The organism is Nonomuraea sp. KM88 (genome assembly GCF_052245635.1).
Taxonomy (GTDB): Bacteria; Actinomycetota; Actinomycetes; order Streptosporangiales; family Streptosporangiaceae; genus Nonomuraea.
This window is the reverse complement of sequence record NZ_JBQQCC010000006.1, coordinates 335,567-352,545: the sequence shown is the minus strand read 5'-3', so window position 1 is coordinate 352,545 and position 16,979 is coordinate 335,567. Positions and strand designations below refer to the sequence as shown.

The window sequence follows — 16,979 nt, the reverse complement described above, 5'->3', positions numbered from 1 at the left end:
TGGCCGTGGCTCCACGAAAATGGTGCGGGGGATGTCGAGCGAGACGGGCGCGGTTTCTCGTCATCGTTCCATGAAAGGGGATTATCTTTACCTTCAGAATAGCTCGTAGACCGAGGAGCTCTCGTTCCGGAAACGCAGCTGGGCGAATCTCTCCAGCTTCCGATTTTTGTCGGTGAAAAGCCATCTGACGCCATATTTCTGGGCGAGATGCCGCACGTTCTCCGCCGTCGGCCGCTGGAACACCGCGTCGTTCGCCGCCAGCCGCGCCGGATCGGCGAACGGCACGTCGAGGTAGGACGCCCTGAACAGCGGGGTCCGCGACAACGTGCTCTCGGCGTACGCCCACCCCTCCACCAGCACCCGCCGCTCCGTGAACCCGGCCACCCAGTAGTGCCTGCTGTCGCACGGCGACTCCGTGACCGGGCGGCAGTGCAGGTCGGTGGCCACCACGTCGCCCGGCGACGAATGATCGCGCAGCCACCGGCCCGCCTCCATCGCCCCGTCGGGGATCTCCCGCTTACGCTCGCCCTCCTCGGGGATGACGTGCGCGGCCACGTCGCGCGCCGACTCCGGCAGCGCGTACCCCGTGAGCAGCGCCACCACCGCCAGCCCGAACCCCCGCCGCCACAGCGGCAACGCCGCCGCCGCGAGCACCGCGTACGGCACCGCCACCGCCGCCAGCACATCGCCGCCGACGCCGGGCGCCGAGACCAGCAGGGCGGCGCCCGCACCCATCCCCACCAGGCAGGTCACGATCGGCCACGGCACCGGCCGCGCCGCCAGCACCCCGCACACGGCGGCGATCGACAGGTAGGGACGCGCGCCTTCGAGGAAGTACAGCTGCGACAACGACGGATGCCCGAACACCACGGCCGCGCCGACGCCCGCCGCCCCGATGCCCAGCACCAGCAACATCGGCGGCTCCAGCGCCCGCCGCCCCAGCGCGGCCGCCCCGCCCCACACGCACGCCAGGCAGAACAGGTGCACCGCCGTCAGCACCACCAGCGGCCAGGCAGGCACGGACGCCAGCTCCGGCATCCCGATGTCCGCCACCGACCCCCAGAGCGAGCGCATGGTGGCGAACGGCGCGACCGCCGTGCCCTGGGCGCCGCGCCCGAACACCACGAACTGGGCGACCAGCAGGCACACCAGCGTGAGGCCCGCGGCCGCCGCCTGCTCCGCGCGCACCCGCCGCTCCACCACCCCGCGCACGGCCATCACCAGCAGCAGCCCCGCCAGCAGCAACGGCAGGAACGTGGCCTTCGCCCCGGTCAGCGCGAGCAGCAGCACGGCGAGCGCCACCCAGCTCCGCCGCCCGCCGGCCAGCATCAGCACCACGGGCGCGAACAGCAGCGCCCCCAACGTCTGCGTGGGGCTCGCCCAGGCGGTGAACATCGACCGCGACGTGAAGCTCACGCCCTCCTGCAACGCCGGGCTGAACAGGAAGTACGTGACCCCCACTGCCGCGATCCCCGCTCCCCAGCGCCCGCCGAGCCGGCGTCCGAGCACCGCGACCAGCACGACCATCGCCAGCATCATCGGCAGCGTGGACAGCCGGTAGACCAGCGTCACCGGCTCGATCCCGGTGACCCAGCTCGTCGCCGCCATGTCGGCGTAGACGAACCAGTGGTAGGAGAGCCGCTCGCCCAGCACCGACGGCAGCGTGGGCGGCACGTGGTGCTTGACCTCGCCGACCAGCGCCAGGTGGTAGGGCATGTCGACGTACGCGCTGGAGACCGGGTGGCGGTGGAGCGAGATCACGCACCACGCCACCAGGTAGCCGGCCACCGCGGCGAGCGCCCAGCCGCACCAGCCCGGCACGCGCTCCCGGCCGGGCGCCCCACGCCAGTGCCGCCACAGGCGCGGCACGCAGAGGAAGGTGCACACCACGGCCACGGGCGGCGCCAGCACCAGCAGCGGCAGCCCCGCGGCCCGGGCCGGGATGTAGGCCAGCACCTCGACCGCGTATCCCAGCGCCAGCCCGGCCGCGAGATCCTCTGCCAGCGTCCGGCCGCCCCCGGTCAGCGCCCGCCACAGCAGCGTCCCAGGCAGCGCCACGCCGGCGCCGACGTACGCCGCGAAGGCCGCCAGGTCACGGGCGGGAACGCCGCACCACAGCAGCGCGGCCACCGTGCCCGCGCCCACCAGCAGGGCGGGTGCCCAGCCCGGGCCGAACCCGCGCCCCGGCGAGCCGGGAGGGCGGACGTGCGTGCTCTCGGGCGCCGCCAGCGTCATCGGGTCACGGTCACCAGTCGGGTGAACTCGGCGGGCAGGTCGACGCCGTCCCACACCCGGTGGAAGCTCAGCGCGCCGCCGACGGGCACCATCCGGTCGACCCCGCGCCCGGCCAGCCCTCTGGCCAGCTCGTCCAGCTCCGCCCCGGCGAACCCGAAATGCGTCATCGTCTGGTCGCGCCGCTCGACCAGCGCGCCGAGCTCCGCCAGCGCGCCGATCCTGGCGTGCGTGAACGTCCCCGCTCCCAGCCACCGCCTGGGCGGCGCGGCGCCCTCGGCCAGCGTCACGTCCGCCAGCGCGTTGCCCCGGAACTCCACCCGCTCCGCCACCCCGTCGGCGGCCAGCCCGTAGGCGGCGACCCGCTTCTCCACCGCCATCGCCGCATCGACCTCCCACCCGCGCTCGCCCAGCACCCGCGCGACGTGCTCGGCGAAGCCGGCCCGCGCCGCGTCGCAGTCGCTCGGCGTCCCCACCCAGAACACGGTCCTGGGGGACGAGCAGGCCGCCTGGTCGAACCAGTAGGCGTCGTTGACGAACCCCTCGGCCACCCTGACCCGCGCCGCGTCGGGCGCGCCCGACCACGCCGCCGCCCGGATCACCGCGAACGACGACCGGTCGGGGAAGGCCAGGTCACGGGCGTGCGGGGCGAGCGGGTGCCGCCGCAGCGCCTGCACGGTGGCGTCGCCGCCCCACACCACCCGCAGGTCGCAGGCGGCGCAGAGCGCGGCGGTCACGGCGTCGTCGCGGTCATAGGAGACGATCCGCTGGGTGGCGCCGATCACCGGGTCGGCCTCGGCCAGCGCCTCGTGCAGCGTGTCGAGGATGACCCCGGCCACCGGGCCCGAGCGCGGCGACAGGCGCACGATGTTGCGGTTGCCCATCAGGGCCGACAGCGCCCACGAGTAGACGAAGACGGTGTCGACGTTCGCAGGAGGGATGTGGAAGACCAGGCCGCGCGGGACGCGTACGTGCTCGCCGGCCAGCCCCTCCACCGTGCGGGCCAGCTCGCTGGGCCGCAGGAAGAAGCCGAGCGAGCCGAGCTCGGGATGCCGGCGTGCCAGTGCGGGCCGCAGCAGCAGCCTGCCGAACGCGGTGAGGAACGCGCGGACCCGCTCGTCACCCGTCTCCAGCCGGCCGCGCACCTGCCCGAGCAGCACCTCGACGGGCACCCCCTCGACGGGTGGCGCGGCGGCGGGGAACCTGACCGTCACCTCCGGGCCCGGCATCAGCCGCCCTGCCCGAACGTGTCGCTGCAACCCCGCGCCTCGGCCCGCGGCAACCTGCCGAGCACCTCGAACCGGCGCCCCGGCAGGCACCCGTCGTCGACGCCGCGCACCACGCCCACGTCCTCCGTCAGCAGGACGTGCCCCGGATAGGACGTCGGCAGCGTGCTGACCACCTCGATCAGCCCCGGCACGCCGGGTGGCGCCTCCTGCCACGTCTGCGGGTCGCGGATCACGACGTCGGCGAAGTCGGGGCAGTAGAGCCCGTCGCCGTCCGGCCCCTCCAGGAACACGGTGCCGATCTGCTCGACCATCCCGTAGAAGTTGTGCACGCGGCTCAGCCCGCACTCGTCCGCCAGCCGCCGCCGGAACCCGGCGTTGTCCACCGCCTGCTCGGCCAGCCGCTTCCAGCCGCCCGAGTGGATCAGCACCCCCTGCGACAGGTCCGCGCCGAGGCCGCGCAGGTGGAGCCAGACCATGAACGTGAACCCGAAGACCAGGAACCGTTCGCGACCGTGCCGCGCCAGGAAGCCCTTGACCGCCTCCGCGTCCACCCGGCCCCGCTCGTCGAGCACGAACGTGTGGTCCCTGCCGAAGTTCATCATCCCGAGCACGCCGGCGCCGCGCGCGCTCAGCGCCGGGTCACGCACCACGGAGCGGCTGTCGACGACCAGCATCGGCAGCCGCCGCTCGCCCAGCAGCCCTCTGAACGTGGCCGCCAGCATCCGGGTCTGCGCGGCCGCCGCCTCGCGGTCGAGGAACACCCGGCTCGGCCGCTGCCCGGTCGTGCCGCTGGACGTCAGCACCCTGAACACCTGGTCTTCGCGTACGCTGCGCAACTCGTGCGTCTTGAACAGCCGCACCGGCAACCACGGCAGGTCGGCCACCCGCTCGTAGGGAGGCCGCGCGCCGATCGCGTCGAGAATCCGGTCGTAGGGCGGGCACGCCTGCCGGTGCCGCTCGGTCAGCGCCGCCAGCGCCGGCGCCAGCACCGCCTCCCGCTCGGCCCCGCCCAGCGTGAACACGCCCGAGGTCATGCGTGGGACTCCAGCGCGCGGTAGTCGATCTTGCCGTTGGCCAGGAGGGGGAGCCGGTCGACGCTGCGGACGTCGAACCCGCTCCAGTGCACGCGCAACTCCGCGCCGAGCCGCCGGGCCAGCCCCGCGCAGCCCGCCGCGTCGAGCCCTTCCGTCCACACCGTGACCCGGTCGTCGCCGCTGGTGGCCGCCGCCGGTCCGGAGGCGGCCAGCAGGCGCTCGACGTCGTCGAGGTTGACCCGCACGCCGAAGATCTTGGCGATGCGCTTGAGCCGCCCGGTGATGTGGAGGAACCCCTCGGGGTCGAGCCGGCCGAGGTCGCCCGTGCGCAGCACCCCGCCGAGGTCGTCGCCCCTCGCGAGGTCGGCCGCGGTCTCCGCGTAGCCCATCATGACGTTGGGACCGTGGAAGACGACCTCCCCGGCGTCGATGGTCAGCCGGCCCCCGGGGATGGCGAGCCCGGCCGAGCCCGGCTTGTCGGCGAGCCGGTCAGGAGGCAGGACGGCGATGCGGGCCGTGGCCTCGGTCTGTCCGTACATGACGAAGAACCGGTCGGCCTGAGCGGCGAACTCCTTGACCAGCTCCTCGCTGAGCCGCCCGCCCGCCTGCGTGAACGTGGCGAGCGCGGGGTGCTCGGCCCGGTCGTAGCGCAACCGGCGCAACATTTCGTACTGGTAGGGGACGGCCGCCAGCGACGTGCAGTGGTGGGCGTCGAGGTGGGTCCAGAACGAGCGCTCCAGCAGCCCCGCCTCGGTCAGCACGACGGTGGCCCCCGCCATCAGGTGGCTGTTGAGCACCGACAGGCCGTAGCTGTAGTGCAGCGGCAGGCTGGTGGGCACGATCTCGGCGGGCTCGATGGACAGCGCCGTGACGATGGCGGCGGCGTTGGCGAGCACGGCCCGGCGCGAGAGGCGGACGAGGCGGGGATTGCCGGTGGAGCCGGACGTGGCGAGCAGGACCGCCAGGTCGGGATGCGGCTCGGGCGCGTGACCCGCGTCGCGGTGGGACGGAGGCCGTGGCGCCCGCGGGGGGCGCGGTGACGAGCCGTCGGCCGCGAGGGTGAACCCGAGCAGGGCGGCCGGCTGGAACCGGCCCGCCAGGTCGGCCAGCGCCCCGACGGGCAGGTCGGGGTCGAGCAGCGCGATCGGCCGGCCGGAGCGCCAGGCGGCGAGATAGCGCAGCACCGACGCGAGGTTGTTGCGCATCCCGCAGAACAGCGGCCCCGGCCGCAGCCGGGCCAGGGCCTCGGCGGCGCGGTCGATGTGGTCACCCAGCTCACCGCCCGAGAGCGCTGCATCGTCGCCCGCGACGACGAGCCGGGCCTCCGGGTGGGGGAACGGGGGCTCCTGGGCACCGTGGCCCGCGGCCCACCCGTGGAGCGAGCGCGGGTTGTGCCCGTGGGGAGGCTGGGAGCGGGGCGTGGGCGTGGTCACGGCACCAGCCCGCCGTCCACGCCGAGGACCTGGCCGGTGATGAAACCGGCGTCGGAGGAGAGCAGGAACGCCGTGGCACGGGCGACGTCGGCCGGCCTGCCGAGGCGCCCGAGCGGGGTCGCCGCGACCGTGGCCGTGCGGGTGTGCTCGTCGAGCGTGCTGAGCATGTCGGTCTGGATGTAGCCGGGCGCCACGGCGTTGACGCGGATGCCGGCGGGCCCCAGCTCCTTGGCGGCGGCCAGGGTGAGGCCGATGATCGAGGCCTTGGTCGCGGAGTAGACGGCCTGGCCGGCGCCGCCCGCGCGGCCCATGATCGAGGAGACGAGCACCACGGCGGGGCTGGTGCCCCGGCGCAGCAGCCGGAGCGAGGCCTGCAGGGTGTGCGTGGCGCCGATCGCGTTGACCTCGAAGAGGCGGCCGATGGTGTCGGGGCGGACCATGCCGAGCAGGCCCGCGGCGTGCACGCCCGCGTTGATCACCAGGGAGTCGAGCCGGCCGTGCCGCTGGTAGATGCGCCGCATCATGGCCGAGACGAGCCCGGGATCGGCCACGTCGCCGTGGACGGAGCCGGTCAGGCCGCCGGTCTCGGCGGCCACGTCGGCGGCGACCTTCGCGGCCCGCTCCTCGTCGCGGCCGTGGAGCACGACGTCGTGGCCGGCGGCGGCCAGCGCGGTCGCGATGGCCCGGCCGATGCCCGCCGTCGAACCCGTGACCAGGGTGACCCTGGCCTCAGCGGGCGGCAGCGCCGACGCCATGCTTCTCCAGCAGCTCGGCCGCCTTCGCGAACGAGCTCATGTCGATCATCTCGTCGGTGTCGATCATGACGGAGAACTCGTCCTCCATCGCGGCGATCAACGCCATGTGGGCCAGGGAGTCCCACTGCGGGATGGCACGGTATTCGAGCCCGTCGACGTCGGCGCCGTCAGGCAGGTTGAGCGCCATGCGGAAGGTGGCCCGCAGGCGGTCGAGATGACTCATGATCACTCACTCTCTGTCCTCAAGGCGCGACCCAGTGTATCCGTGATCGACAGGTGAGGAGAAACCAAGGCCCCGTGGTGGGTAATGGAAGCGTATAACGACGCGTGGGCTGTGCGGAGGGCTGGGAATGTCGGCTGGGACACGCCAACCGTACGGGGGAAATGATGGACGAATCCAATCACTGGTACGGACACTCCCGCATTCTCGGCAAATATTGCGGCCTGCCGGACGAGCTGCCGAAACGCATCCAGGGGTTTCTCCAGCACGGATGGAACTATCTCCACGGATTTCCCCCGAACGACCACTGGTGCAGCCCCGGCTATCCACGTTTCATCTGGTCGGACGCGCTGCGCCGCCGTGGCTGGTCCATGGGCCGCCGGGGGCACTACCTGATCGGCGCGCCGTGGATTTACCTCCTTCACCTCGAGCCGGACTTGGGCGTGGTTCCCGATCGTGAAGGTACGATCTGGTATCCATTTCATGGATGGGAGAAGCATTCCGTCAGTGGTGACCATGGTCGACTTGCCGACGAAATACGAGATGTCGAGACCGGCCCGGTCACGGTCTGCCTTTACTGGCTGGAGTTCGCAAATCCGGACATTCGGCGGGCGTACGAGTTGAGAGGTTTCCGGGTCATCTGCCATGGCGAGCGCGGATCCCGCTGGGATGCGAAGGGGCGTGACTTCCTGCGCAAGCAACTGCGCCAGTTGCGGCGCCACCGCAGGGTGGCCTCCAACAGGCTCGGCAGCGCGCTGTTCTACGGCGCGTCGGTGGGCTGCGAAGTGGCCGTGTACGGCGATCCGATGCAGTTCGAGGACGAACGGCCGGAATACGGTGGCGCGGCGCGCCGCATGAGGCTCTGGCCCGAACTGCACGGCACGACCGTCGACCCCGGGCTGGCGGCGGAGACGGCGAGGCAGGAGCTGGGTTTCGACTATCAGGCGACACCGGAGGAGCTGCGGCGAATGTTCGGATGGATGCGGGTGCGCTGTGGATCCCCGGCGACCGGGCACGGAGCGAGGTCATGAGCACGCGCATGAGCGAGGCGCCCGAGAACGTCCGGCTGATCGGCGGCGAGATGTTGCTGTGGTCCGACGTGTCCAACATGGGCGGCATCACGGACTGGCGCGGCGCGGCACTCGAGCTGGTCAGGCGGATGACCCCGGCGAGCGGCAGGGTCCTGCTGGTCGGGCCGCATCCACAGGCGCTGGTGGACGAGGTCGTCGCGCTGGCTTCCGAGGCGGCGGCGCTGGTGCGCTCCTACCCCGACGCGTGCGCGCTCGGCTCGCGGCACCCGGGGCTGGAGGTGTTCTGCGGCCGGCTGGAGATGCTGGACGCCGACGAGCCGTACGACCTGGTTCTCGCGATCGACGGGCTGGCGCGCACCCACTCCGCCGAGGCGCCGGCCGCCGGGTGGAAGGAGTCGGTGGCCGCGCTCGCGGCGCTGGTCGCGCCCGGCGGGCGGCTGGTGCTCGGCGTACGCAACGACCTGGGCATCGACCGGTTCATCGAGGCCAGGCCCGCTGACCGGGAGGGCGGCGACGACCAGTGGGCGCCGCACGGTTTCGACCCTGGCTACCCCAGCGGGCCGCTGGCCGTCGACCGCGGCCTGGAGTCCGCGGGTCTGGTCGTGCAGCGCCGCTACGCGGCCTACCCCGGACGCCAGGCGCCGCGCGCGCTGCTGGCCAGCGAGGCGCTGGCCGGCGACCTGCCCGACGCGCTCACGTTCCCGCTCAGCGCGCGCGGCGGCGACCGGATGCTGGTGGCCGACCCGTTGCGGCTGACCCGCGTGGTGTTCCGCCACCGCCTGGGCGAGGAGCTGGCGCCGCTCTGGGTCGCCGTCGCCACCCGCCCGCCGGTCACCCCAGGCGTCGAGGGTGATCTGCCGCTGGGCCTGATCGAGGAGGGCGCGGCCCTGTACGAGTTCACCGGCACGGCAACCCGGCGGCTGCCCGACGGCGACGAGCGCCGGATCCCCACCGGCCGGGTCGTCGAGGAGATCCTCGTCGAGGCCTGCGCCCGCGAGGACGTCAGAGCCGTACGCGACCTGCTCGCCCGTCTCGCCGAGTGGCTGGAGGGCGGCGGCGCCGTCGTGGCCGCGGCCGACAGCCTCGTCCACGACGGCACGCGCTTCGCCGCGATCAGCCCCGCGGCGGCGCCGTCCATGCCTCCCGAGCCGCGCGTCGTGCTCTGCCGGATCCTGTGGCGGTTCGCGGACAGGCTGCTGGCGGCCGGGCACCACCATCCGTGGCCGTGGCCGCTGGAGGCCGACCAGCTCGCGCTGACGCTGTGCGGCATGGCCGGGCGCCCATGCGACCGGAACGACCTCGACCGGGCCAGGAAGTTCGACGCCGAGCTCGGCCAGCCCGCCGAGCCGGCCGAGCAGGCCCCCACCTACCGTGACCTGCTCGGCGCCCGCGACCGCCTGGCCGACCAGCTCACCGCCGCCCTGGCCAGGATCGCCCGCCTGGAGACCAAGCTGACCTACCGCGAACGCGAGCTGGTCAGGTCGAAGTCCCGCCTGCGCAGGACGCAGCGCAGGGCCACCGCCTACAGAAGAACCCTCGGATACCGCCTCTCCCGCCGCCTGGCCCGCCCTCGCAAGGTCGCCCGCCGAGTCATCCGCCTGTTGTCCGGTTGACGTAACGATGAGGAGTGCATGTGCCGGTTCTGTCGGTGATCGTGCCGTTCTATAACGTCGAGAAGTACATCGGACCCTGCCTGGACTCCATCGCCGCGCAGACCCTGGCCGATCTCGAGGTGATCTGCGTCGACGACGGCAGTGACGACGGCGGCCCGGCCGTCGTGGCGTCCCGGCAGGCCGGCGACCGCCGGATCCGCCTCATCAGGCAGGACAACCACGGCGTCGGCCGGGCCCGCAACGTCGGCGTACGGCAGGCGAGCGGCCTCTACCTGGCCTTCGTCGACGGCGACGACACCGTGCCGCCCGACGCGTTCGGCCGGATGGTGGCCTCGCTCGAGAACACCGGCTCCGACCTGGCCTGCGGAAACGTCATGCGCCTGCACCGCAACCTGCTCGTGCCCTCGTGGGCGCACCGGCAGGCGTTCGCCAGGCCGGCCAGGGGCACCCACATCACCCGGCACCGGCTGCTGATCCGCGACCGCATGTTGTGGAACAAGGTCTACCGCCGCTCCTTCTGGGACGACCTGGGCCTGAGCTTCCCCGAGCGCATGTACGAGGACCAGCCCGTCGCCATGGCCGCCCACGTCGGCGCCCGTTCGGTGGACGTGCTGTCCAGGGTCGTCTACCACTGGCGGCAGCGCGACGAGCCCGGCGCCTCGATCACCCAGCGCAGCCTGGAGCCCGGCAACCTGCGCGACCGCCTGCTGTCGGTGGTGCAGACCGCCGATCTGATCGGGCGTGCCGCGCCAGGACTGAAGCCCGCCTTCGACCGCGACACGATGGACATCGACATGGCGGTCGCCGTCGAGGCCGTGGCCTCCATGGCCGCCACGGGCCGGCCGGCCGACGCCGGCCTGCTCGACCTGGCCTGCCACTACCTCGACGGCGTCTCGCGCGAAGCCTGGCGGAGCATCCCGTTCGAGCGCCGCCTCCAGGTCCACCTGCTGCACCGGCGCCGCCTGGAGGAGCTGGCCGACGTGTTCGCCGAGGCCCGCGACGGGCGGTTGCTGCCGAAGGTCAGACCGGCGGGGCTGCTGCGCCGGCGCTGGCACGGCCGCCACCCGTCGATGCCGCGCCACCTGTCGGACGTCTCGGGCGAGCTGCGCCTGAAGGGTCGGCTGGTGAGCCTGGAATGGCGCGACGGAGTGCTGCACGGGGTGGGCCGGGTGTCGCTCGGCAGGTTCGACGCCGCCCGCCTGAGACGGGTGCGGTTGCGCGTGTGGTTGCAGGAGCGCGGGACGGGCGAGACCGTGCTCCTGTCGGAAGCGGGCAGCGCGCCCGTCTGGGAGGACGTCGAGCAGGACGGCGGCGGCCCGGTGGCCGAGCACACCTTCCCGTTCAGGTTCGCCTTCGACCCGGAGACGCTGACGCCCGCGCAGCTGGCCAGGCACGGGCACTGGGACCTGCGCGCGCGGCTGAAGGGTCACGGGCTGCGGCTCGACGGCCGGGTGGGCGGGCCGCGCTGGTCGCGGCCGCTCGTCCCGGAGCCGCTGCGGTTGCCGGGGGTGTGGGTGGTGCCGGTGCGCATGCCCAAGGGCGCCTGGGGCCTGCGCCTGCGTACGCCCAAGGCGGTCATCGGCTCGTGCCGGGTGGACGGCGGCGAGCTGGTGTGCGCGGGGAGGATCTCCGACGCCGGCGACGGCGAGCCCGTGCTGCGGCTGAGACGCAGGAGCGACGGCGAGGAGATGTACTTCCCCGTCGCGCTGGACGGCCGGGAGTTCCGCGCGCGGGTGCCGCTGGCCGACATCGACGAGCGCGTCGGTGACGAGGCGTGGTGGGAGGTGCTCATCGACCAGGGCAGGCCCATCCGCCCGCTGGTGCGTACGGGGGAGCGGCCGGTCGCGACCGTCGCCGACCGGCGCTTCCTCATCGACAGGGACGACGACGGCGGCTTGCTGCTCGCCGAACGCTGATCAGGACAGGATGCCGGCCAGCGTCTCCGCGACCCGCTCCTGCTGGGCGTCGGACAGGCCGGGGAACAACGGCAGCGACAGCTCCTCGGCGTAGTAGGCCTCGGCCACGGGGCAGAGCCCGCGCCGGTAGCCGAGGTCCTCGAACACCGGATGCCGGTAGGCCGGCAGGTAGTTGACCTGCACGCCGATGCCCGCGGCGCGCATGCGCTCGTAGACCTCCCGCCTGCGGCCGTCGCCGACCCTGACGGGATAGAGGTGCCAGGCCGGCTCGACGTAGGCACGCTGGGCGGGCAGGACCAGGCCGGGCACGTCGCTCAGCATCAGGTGGTAGCGGGCGACCAGTTCCGCGCGGCGCGCGCGGAAACGGCGCAGCCGCCGCAGCTGGCTCAGGCCGAGCGCGCACAGCACGTCGGGCAGCCGGTAGTTCAGCCCGAACGCGTGCACCTCCTGGTGCCAGCCGCCCTCGCCGGAATGGCGCTGCTCGGCCGGGTCTCTGACCAGGCCGTGGTTCATGAACCGGGCTGCTCGCAGCAGCCGCTCGGGGTCGGCCGCCGCCACCGCGCCGCCCTCCGCCGTGGTGACGGTCTTGGTCGGGAAGAACGAGAACGTCGTCAGATCCGCCAGCGCCCCCACCGGCCGCCCTTTGTACGCCGACCCGATCGAGTGGGCCGCGTCGGCCATCAGCAGCGCCCCGGCGCCGTCGGCGACCGCGCGCAGCTCGTCGTAGTCGGCGGGATGGCCCGCGTAGTCGACCGCCGTCACCACCCGCGTGCGCGGCGTGACCAGCGCCGCGGCGCTGCCGGGGTCGAGGTTGCCCGTGTCGGGCTGCACGTCGGCGAAGACCACCCGCGCGCCCAGCAGCGCGGCCGTGGCGGCGGTGGCCACGAACGTCAGAGGCGAGGTGACGACCTCGTCGCCCGGCCGCACCCCGGCCGCGACGTAGGCGACGTGCAGCGCCGCGGTGCCGGACGTGACCGCCACGCACGGCACGCCGCCGGTCCAGCGGGCCAGCTCGGCCTCGAACGCGCCGACCGCGGGGCCCGTGGTCAGCCAGTCGCCGCGCAGCACCTCGGCGACGGCCTCGACGTCGGACTCGGTGATCGACTGGCGTCCGTAGGGCAACATCAGCCGGTCACCATGCCGCGCAGGTCGTCGACCGAGAGCCACTGGTCGTTGGTGTCGGACCGGTAGGCGAAACCCTCGGGGAGCAGCTCGCCGGCGTGCGGCGGCCGGTAGCCCCAGGTCGCGATCGTCGGCTGGAGCACGTAGCGGTCGGACAGCCGCAGCGTCCTGCGCCCGTCGTCGGGCCCGATCATCTCCTCGTGCAGTTTCTCGCCGGGGCGCACGCCGATCTCGTAGACCGGGCTGTGCGGGGCGAGCGCCTCGGCCAGGTCGGTGATGCGCATGCTGGGGATGCGCGGCACGTACAGCTCGCCGCCCTGCATCAGGTCGAACGAGTCGACCACGAACCTGACGGCCTGGTCGAGCGTGATCCAGAACCTCGTCATGCGCTTGTCGGTGATCGGCAGGGAGCCGCCCTGCCCGGCCAGCCGCAGGAAGAGCGGCACGACGGAGCCGCGGCTGCCGACGACGTTGCCGTAGCGGACGACGGAGAAGCGGGTCTCGTGGGCGGCGGCGTAGTGGTTGGCCGAGACGAACAGCTTGTCGGCGACGAGCTTCGTGGCGCCGTAGAGGTTGATCGGGCTGGACGCCTTGTCGGTGGAGAGCGCGACGACCCTGCGCACGCCGCAGTCGATGGCGGCCTCGACGACGTTCTGGGAGCCGGAGACGTTGGTGCGGACGTATTCGAACGGGTTGTACTCGGCGGTGTCGACCTGCTTGAGCGCCGCCGCGTGGATGACGTGGTCGACGCCGTGCATGGCGCGGGTCAGCCGGTCGCGGTCGCGGACGTCGCCGATGAACCAGCGCAGCCGCTCGTCGTCGTCGAAGAGCTGCTTGAGTTCGTACTGCTTCAACTCGTCGCGGGAGAAGACCACCAGGCGCCGCACTCCGAGCGAGTCGAGCGCGTGCCTGATGAACGCCTTGCCGAAGGATCCGGTGCCTCCGGTGATCAAGATCGACGATCCGCTGAGAATGCTCACGTGGCCCCCTGAATCGTGCTTGCGCACTGTCGTCGTATGAGCAGGCGGTAGCATAGCGCGATCGTTCGAAGACTCAGCGTCACACGGGGGAATGGGGCTTCGGTGCGCATTGTCGGAATTGTTCAGGCTCGGATGGGCTCCACGCGCCTGCCCGGAAAGGTGCTGCGCGACCTGGGCGGCCGCTCGGTGTTGTCCTGGGTCGTACGCGCGGCGCGCGAGGCGGCCGCCCTCGACGATCTGGTCGTCGCCACCACGATCGAGCCGGCCGACGACGCCGTGGCCGCCGAGTGCCGCGCGCTCGGCGTGGCCTGCCACCGCGGGCCCGTCGACGACGTGCTGACGCGGTTCGTGCAGGCGGTGGCCGGGCGGCGGGCCGACGCGGTGATGCGGTTCACGGCCGACTGCCCGCTGCTCGACCCGGCCGTGATCAGGGAGGCGGCGCTGGTCTACCGGGCCGTGCCCGGCCTCGACTACCTGAGCACGAGCCTGGTGCGCACGCTGCCGCGCGGCCTCGACGTGGAGATCGTCGGCAGGACCGCCTTGGAGCGGGCCGACCGGGAGGCCGCCGCCTTCCACCGAACCCACGTCACCTCCTACGTCTACGAGCATCCCGGTGACGCGCGGCTGCTCGGGCTGACCTACCGGCCCGCCGCCGACGACCTGCGGGTCACGCTCGACACCGAGCACGACTGGGAGCTGATCTCCCGCGTGGTGGGCGAGTTCGGCGACCGCTACGTGCCGGTCAAGGCGCTGGTGAGCTGGTTGCGAGCCCGGCCCGAGGTGTGCGGGCTCAACGCCCACGTGCGGCAGAAGGCGCTGCAGGACGCGTGAACGGCCGCCACAGGGTGGGCTTCCGCTGCGACGCCGGGGAGAGCCTCGGGGTCGGCCATCTGGTGCGCTGCGTGGCCCTGGCCGAGGAGTTGTGCGCCCGGGGCGTCGAGGTGGTCTTCCTCGGGCACGTGCGCGGCTCGCCGTGGGCGCTGGCGCAGTTGGAGCAGCGCGGGCTGCCGCTGGTCGACGCGCCGCCGGCACCCGACCGGCTGGCGGCGCTGGCCCGCGAGTTGCGGCTGGCCGCCGTCGTGCTGGACTCGTACGAGCTGCCCGCGGAGACCGGGGCGGCGCTCGGGCGGGCCGGCCTGGCGGTGCTGGCCATCGCCGACGGCGACCCCCTGGGCCAGCAGGCCGACCTCTATCTCGACCAGAACCTCGGCGCCGAGCGCCGCCACAGGTCCGGTAGGGGCGGGCGGTGGCTGGCCGGAGCACGATACGCGCTGCTGCGCGACCGCGTACGCCGCTGCGCGCGCACGCCAAGGCATGACCGGGTGCCGCACGTGCTCTGCTTCTTCGGCGGCACCGACAGCGCCGGCGTCGCCCCCGCGTGGGCGCGGGCGCTCCAGGCGACGGGCGAGCCGTTCCGCGGCACGGTGATCAGCCCGTCGCCCTTCGACGCGGGTGACCCGATCACCGTGATCCCGCCGACGGACCGCCTGCCCGAGCTGATGGCCGGCGCCGACCTCGTGGTCACCGCCGCCGGCTCGGCCATCTGGGAGCTGCTCCACCTCGGCGTGCCCACGGCGCTGACCTGGGTGGCGGACAACCAGCTCATCGGCTATGGCGAGCTGGTCGGCCGGGGCGTCGCCGCCGGGCTGGGCGGCGAGCCGGACGCGCGGGCCGTGGCCGCGCTCGCCCGGCTGCTCGCCGACCCCGCCACCCGCGAGGAACACGGCAGGCGGGGGAGCGGCCTCGTCGACGGCAAGGGCAGGGAGCGCGTCGCCGAGGCCCTGCTCGCCCTGCTCTAGACGAGGTCCCAGGTCAGCGGCGTGCCGAACGCCGCGTCCTGGGTGAAGCGCCGGCCCATCACCTGCGCGGCGGCCTCGGGAGGCAGCCCGCCCGCCGGCCGGATCGAGCGTACGTTGTCAGGGGTCACCGGCTCGCCCGCGCGCACGTCGCGCACGACGTGGAGGGATCGGCGGAAGCGCAGCCCCTCGCGCTCCGACGGGCGCGGCCCGATCACCGGGCTGCCCAGCGACTGCCAGGCCCGCTCGCTCTCCACCACCAGCGCCAGCAGCTCGCCCGGCTCCAGTGAGAAGGCCGCGTCGACCCCGCCCTCGGCCCTGGACGTCGTGACGTGCTTCTCGATCAGGCAGGCGCCCAGCGCCACCGCTGCCAGCGCGGCGCCCAGCCCCGGCGTGTGGTCGGAGACGCCGACGACCGCTCCGGTGAGTGCGGCCAGCAGCGGCAGCGCGCGCAGGTTGCTCTCGGCGGGCGAGGCCGGATAGGACGCCGTGCACGACAGGACCGCCAGCTGTTCGCAGCCCGCCTCTCGGGCGGCCGTCACGGCGGCCTCGATCTCCCCGGCGGACGCCATGCCCGTCGAGATGATCAGTGGTTTGCCCGTGCTCGCCGCGAGCCTGATCAGCGGCAGGTCCACGATCTCCGACGAGGCGATCTTGTACGCCGGCGTGCCCAGCTTCTCCAGCAGCTCGACGGCCGTGGGGTCGAAGGGGGAGGAGAAGGCGGTGAGCCCGTGCTCGCGGGCCCGCTCGAAGATCGGCTCGTGCCACTCCCACGGCGTGTGGGCACGCTCGTAGAGCTGGTAGAGGTGCTCGCCGCCCCACAGCTCGTGCCCGTCGCCGATCCGGAACGCGGGCCCGTCGCAGTCGACGGTCAGCGTGTCGGCCCGGTAGGTCTGCAGCTTCAGCGCGTGCGCGCCGCTCGCCGCCACCGCGTCCACGATCGCCAGCGCCTGTGCCAGGCTCCCGTTGTGGTTTCCGGACATCTCGGCGACGACGTAGGGCGGATGCCCGGCCCCGATCGGCCGGCCCGCTATGGAGATCACGCCTGCCCCTTCCTGAGCTCGATGGCCACGACGTCACGCGGAACACCGTCGACGTCGCGCTGGTAGGAGCTCACCTCGGCGAAGCCGAACCGCTGGTGCAGCAGCCTGACCGGCGCGTTGTCGGCCAGCACCTCGCCGCGCAGCGCCGTCTGCCCGAGCGGCCCGAAGGCGTGCGCGATGGCCGCCTTCTCCAGCCCGATCCACGCCCGCAGCAGGTCGCCCGACCCTTCGAGTCCTTCGAGGTCGAGGTAGAAGCCCCAGGAGGCGGCGCCGGACGCCAGGTCGGCGTAGGTCACCACCCCCGCGGAGACCCCGTGGTGGTCGTAGATCAGCACGCACCTGCCCGGGTCGGCGCGGGTCGCCTGCCACCACCGAAGGTGCTCGGCCGGCGCGATCTCGTGCGTGGCGAAACTGGCCGCGCGCACCCGTGGGTGGTTGCGCCATCGGCGCATCACGGGCAGATCATCGTCACGGACGCTCCTCAGCATCGCTGCCCCTAACTCTCAGCGCGGACTCAACTGCACAACGTAGCCGATTGTGCGTCAGGTAAAGAGCTGATCAGGGATGCGGATCCG

The 16,979-nt window shown here is 73.2% G+C and carries 15 protein-coding genes; 5 read left to right on the top strand and 10 right to left on the bottom strand.

The window, feature by feature from the left end; genetic code table 11:
• Positions 1-93: 93 nt before the first annotated feature.
• Genes ACTWPV_RS20985 through ACTWPV_RS20960 form a run of 6 tightly spaced genes read right to left on the bottom strand, consistent with a single transcriptional unit; the run spans position 94 to position 6,906 of the window.
• Positions 94-2,235, bottom strand: coding sequence for a hypothetical protein (locus tag ACTWPV_RS20985; protein ID WP_443153089.1), 2,142 nt, complete (start codon positions 2,233-2,235; stop codon positions 94-96).
• Positions 2,232-3,491: an acyl-CoA reductase gene (locus ACTWPV_RS20980; protein ID WP_443153088.1), complete on the bottom strand. Its 1,260-nt coding sequence runs from the start codon at positions 3,489-3,491 to the stop codon at positions 2,232-2,234. Before ACTWPV_RS20980 ends, ACTWPV_RS20985 begins: the two co-directional genes overlap by 4 nt.
• Complete coding sequence (locus ACTWPV_RS20975) at positions 3,461-4,495, bottom strand: LuxE/PaaK family acyltransferase (RefSeq protein WP_347646575.1); 1,035 nt, start codon at positions 4,493-4,495, stop codon at positions 3,461-3,463. Before ACTWPV_RS20975 ends, ACTWPV_RS20980 begins: the two co-directional genes overlap by 31 nt.
• Positions 4,492-5,928 carry an AMP-binding protein gene (locus ACTWPV_RS20970; RefSeq protein ID WP_443153087.1) on the bottom strand — a complete coding sequence of 479 codons (1,437 nt, stop codon included), beginning with the start codon at positions 5,926-5,928 and terminating at the stop codon, positions 4,492-4,494. Before ACTWPV_RS20970 ends, ACTWPV_RS20975 begins: the two co-directional genes overlap by 4 nt.
• Positions 5,925-6,683 carry an SDR family NAD(P)-dependent oxidoreductase gene (locus ACTWPV_RS20965; RefSeq protein ID WP_347646577.1) on the bottom strand — a complete coding sequence of 253 codons (759 nt, stop codon included), beginning with the start codon at positions 6,681-6,683 and terminating at the stop codon, positions 5,925-5,927. The genes ACTWPV_RS20970 and ACTWPV_RS20965 overlap by 4 nt, the downstream gene beginning before the upstream one ends.
• Positions 6,658-6,906, bottom strand: coding sequence for an acyl carrier protein (locus tag ACTWPV_RS20960; RefSeq protein WP_443153086.1), 249 nt, complete (start codon positions 6,904-6,906; stop codon positions 6,658-6,660). The genes ACTWPV_RS20965 and ACTWPV_RS20960 overlap by 26 nt, the downstream gene beginning before the upstream one ends.
• Positions 6,907-7,067: 161 nt before the next feature.
• Between ACTWPV_RS20960 and ACTWPV_RS20955 the strand changes: the two genes are divergently transcribed.
• The 3 genes from ACTWPV_RS20955 to ACTWPV_RS20945 are packed head-to-tail and all read left to right on the top strand — an operon-like array spanning position 7,068 to position 11,463.
• Positions 7,068-7,934: a hypothetical protein gene (locus tag ACTWPV_RS20955; RefSeq protein WP_443153085.1), complete on the top strand. Its 867-nt coding sequence runs from the start codon at positions 7,068-7,070 to the stop codon at positions 7,932-7,934.
• Positions 7,931-9,547, top strand: a complete 1,617-nt coding sequence (locus ACTWPV_RS20950; RefSeq protein ID WP_443153084.1) for a hypothetical protein — start codon at positions 7,931-7,933, stop codon at positions 9,545-9,547. The genes ACTWPV_RS20955 and ACTWPV_RS20950 overlap by 4 nt, the downstream gene beginning before the upstream one ends.
• Positions 9,548-9,567: 20 nt before the next feature.
• Positions 9,568-11,463, top strand: a complete 1,896-nt coding sequence (locus ACTWPV_RS20945) for a glycosyltransferase (protein ID WP_443153083.1) — start codon at positions 9,568-9,570, stop codon at positions 11,461-11,463.
• On the opposite strand, the gene ACTWPV_RS20940 is transcribed toward ACTWPV_RS20945, so the two are convergent.
• A complete protein-coding gene (locus ACTWPV_RS20940; protein WP_443153082.1) occupies positions 11,464-12,588 on the bottom strand; it encodes a DegT/DnrJ/EryC1/StrS family aminotransferase in 1,125 nt (374 codons plus the stop codon). It abuts the gene before it with no gap.
• Positions 12,588-13,565: a UDP-N-acetylglucosamine 4,6-dehydratase (inverting) gene (gene pseB, locus ACTWPV_RS20935; protein ID WP_347646583.1), complete on the bottom strand. Its 978-nt coding sequence runs from the start codon at positions 13,563-13,565 to the stop codon at positions 12,588-12,590. The genes ACTWPV_RS20940 and pseB overlap by 1 nt, the downstream gene beginning before the upstream one ends.
• 102 nt (positions 13,566-13,667) lie before the next feature.
• Between pseB and ACTWPV_RS20930 the strand changes: the two genes are divergently transcribed.
• Both ACTWPV_RS20930 and ACTWPV_RS20925 read left to right on the top strand, forming a co-directional pair.
• Positions 13,668-14,396 (top strand): cytidylyltransferase domain-containing protein, encoded by a 729-nt coding sequence (locus ACTWPV_RS20930; RefSeq protein ID WP_443153081.1) that lies wholly within the window; start codon positions 13,668-13,670, stop codon positions 14,394-14,396.
• Entirely contained in the window at positions 14,393-15,364 is a 972-nt protein-coding gene (locus ACTWPV_RS20925) for a PseG/SpsG family protein (RefSeq protein ID WP_443153080.1), read from the top strand. The genes ACTWPV_RS20930 and ACTWPV_RS20925 overlap by 4 nt, the downstream gene beginning before the upstream one ends.
• Here the strand turns inward: ACTWPV_RS20925 and pseI are convergent.
• Both pseI and ACTWPV_RS20915 read right to left on the bottom strand, forming a co-directional pair.
• A complete protein-coding gene (pseI, locus tag ACTWPV_RS20920; RefSeq protein WP_347646586.1) occupies positions 15,361-16,404 on the bottom strand; it encodes a pseudaminic acid synthase in 1,044 nt (347 codons plus the stop codon). The genes ACTWPV_RS20925 and pseI overlap by 4 nt on opposite strands.
• Positions 16,401-16,892, bottom strand: a complete 492-nt coding sequence (locus ACTWPV_RS20915; protein ID WP_443153079.1) for a GNAT family N-acetyltransferase — start codon at positions 16,890-16,892, stop codon at positions 16,401-16,403. The genes pseI and ACTWPV_RS20915 overlap by 4 nt, the downstream gene beginning before the upstream one ends.
• Positions 16,893-16,979 lie beyond the last annotated feature (87 nt).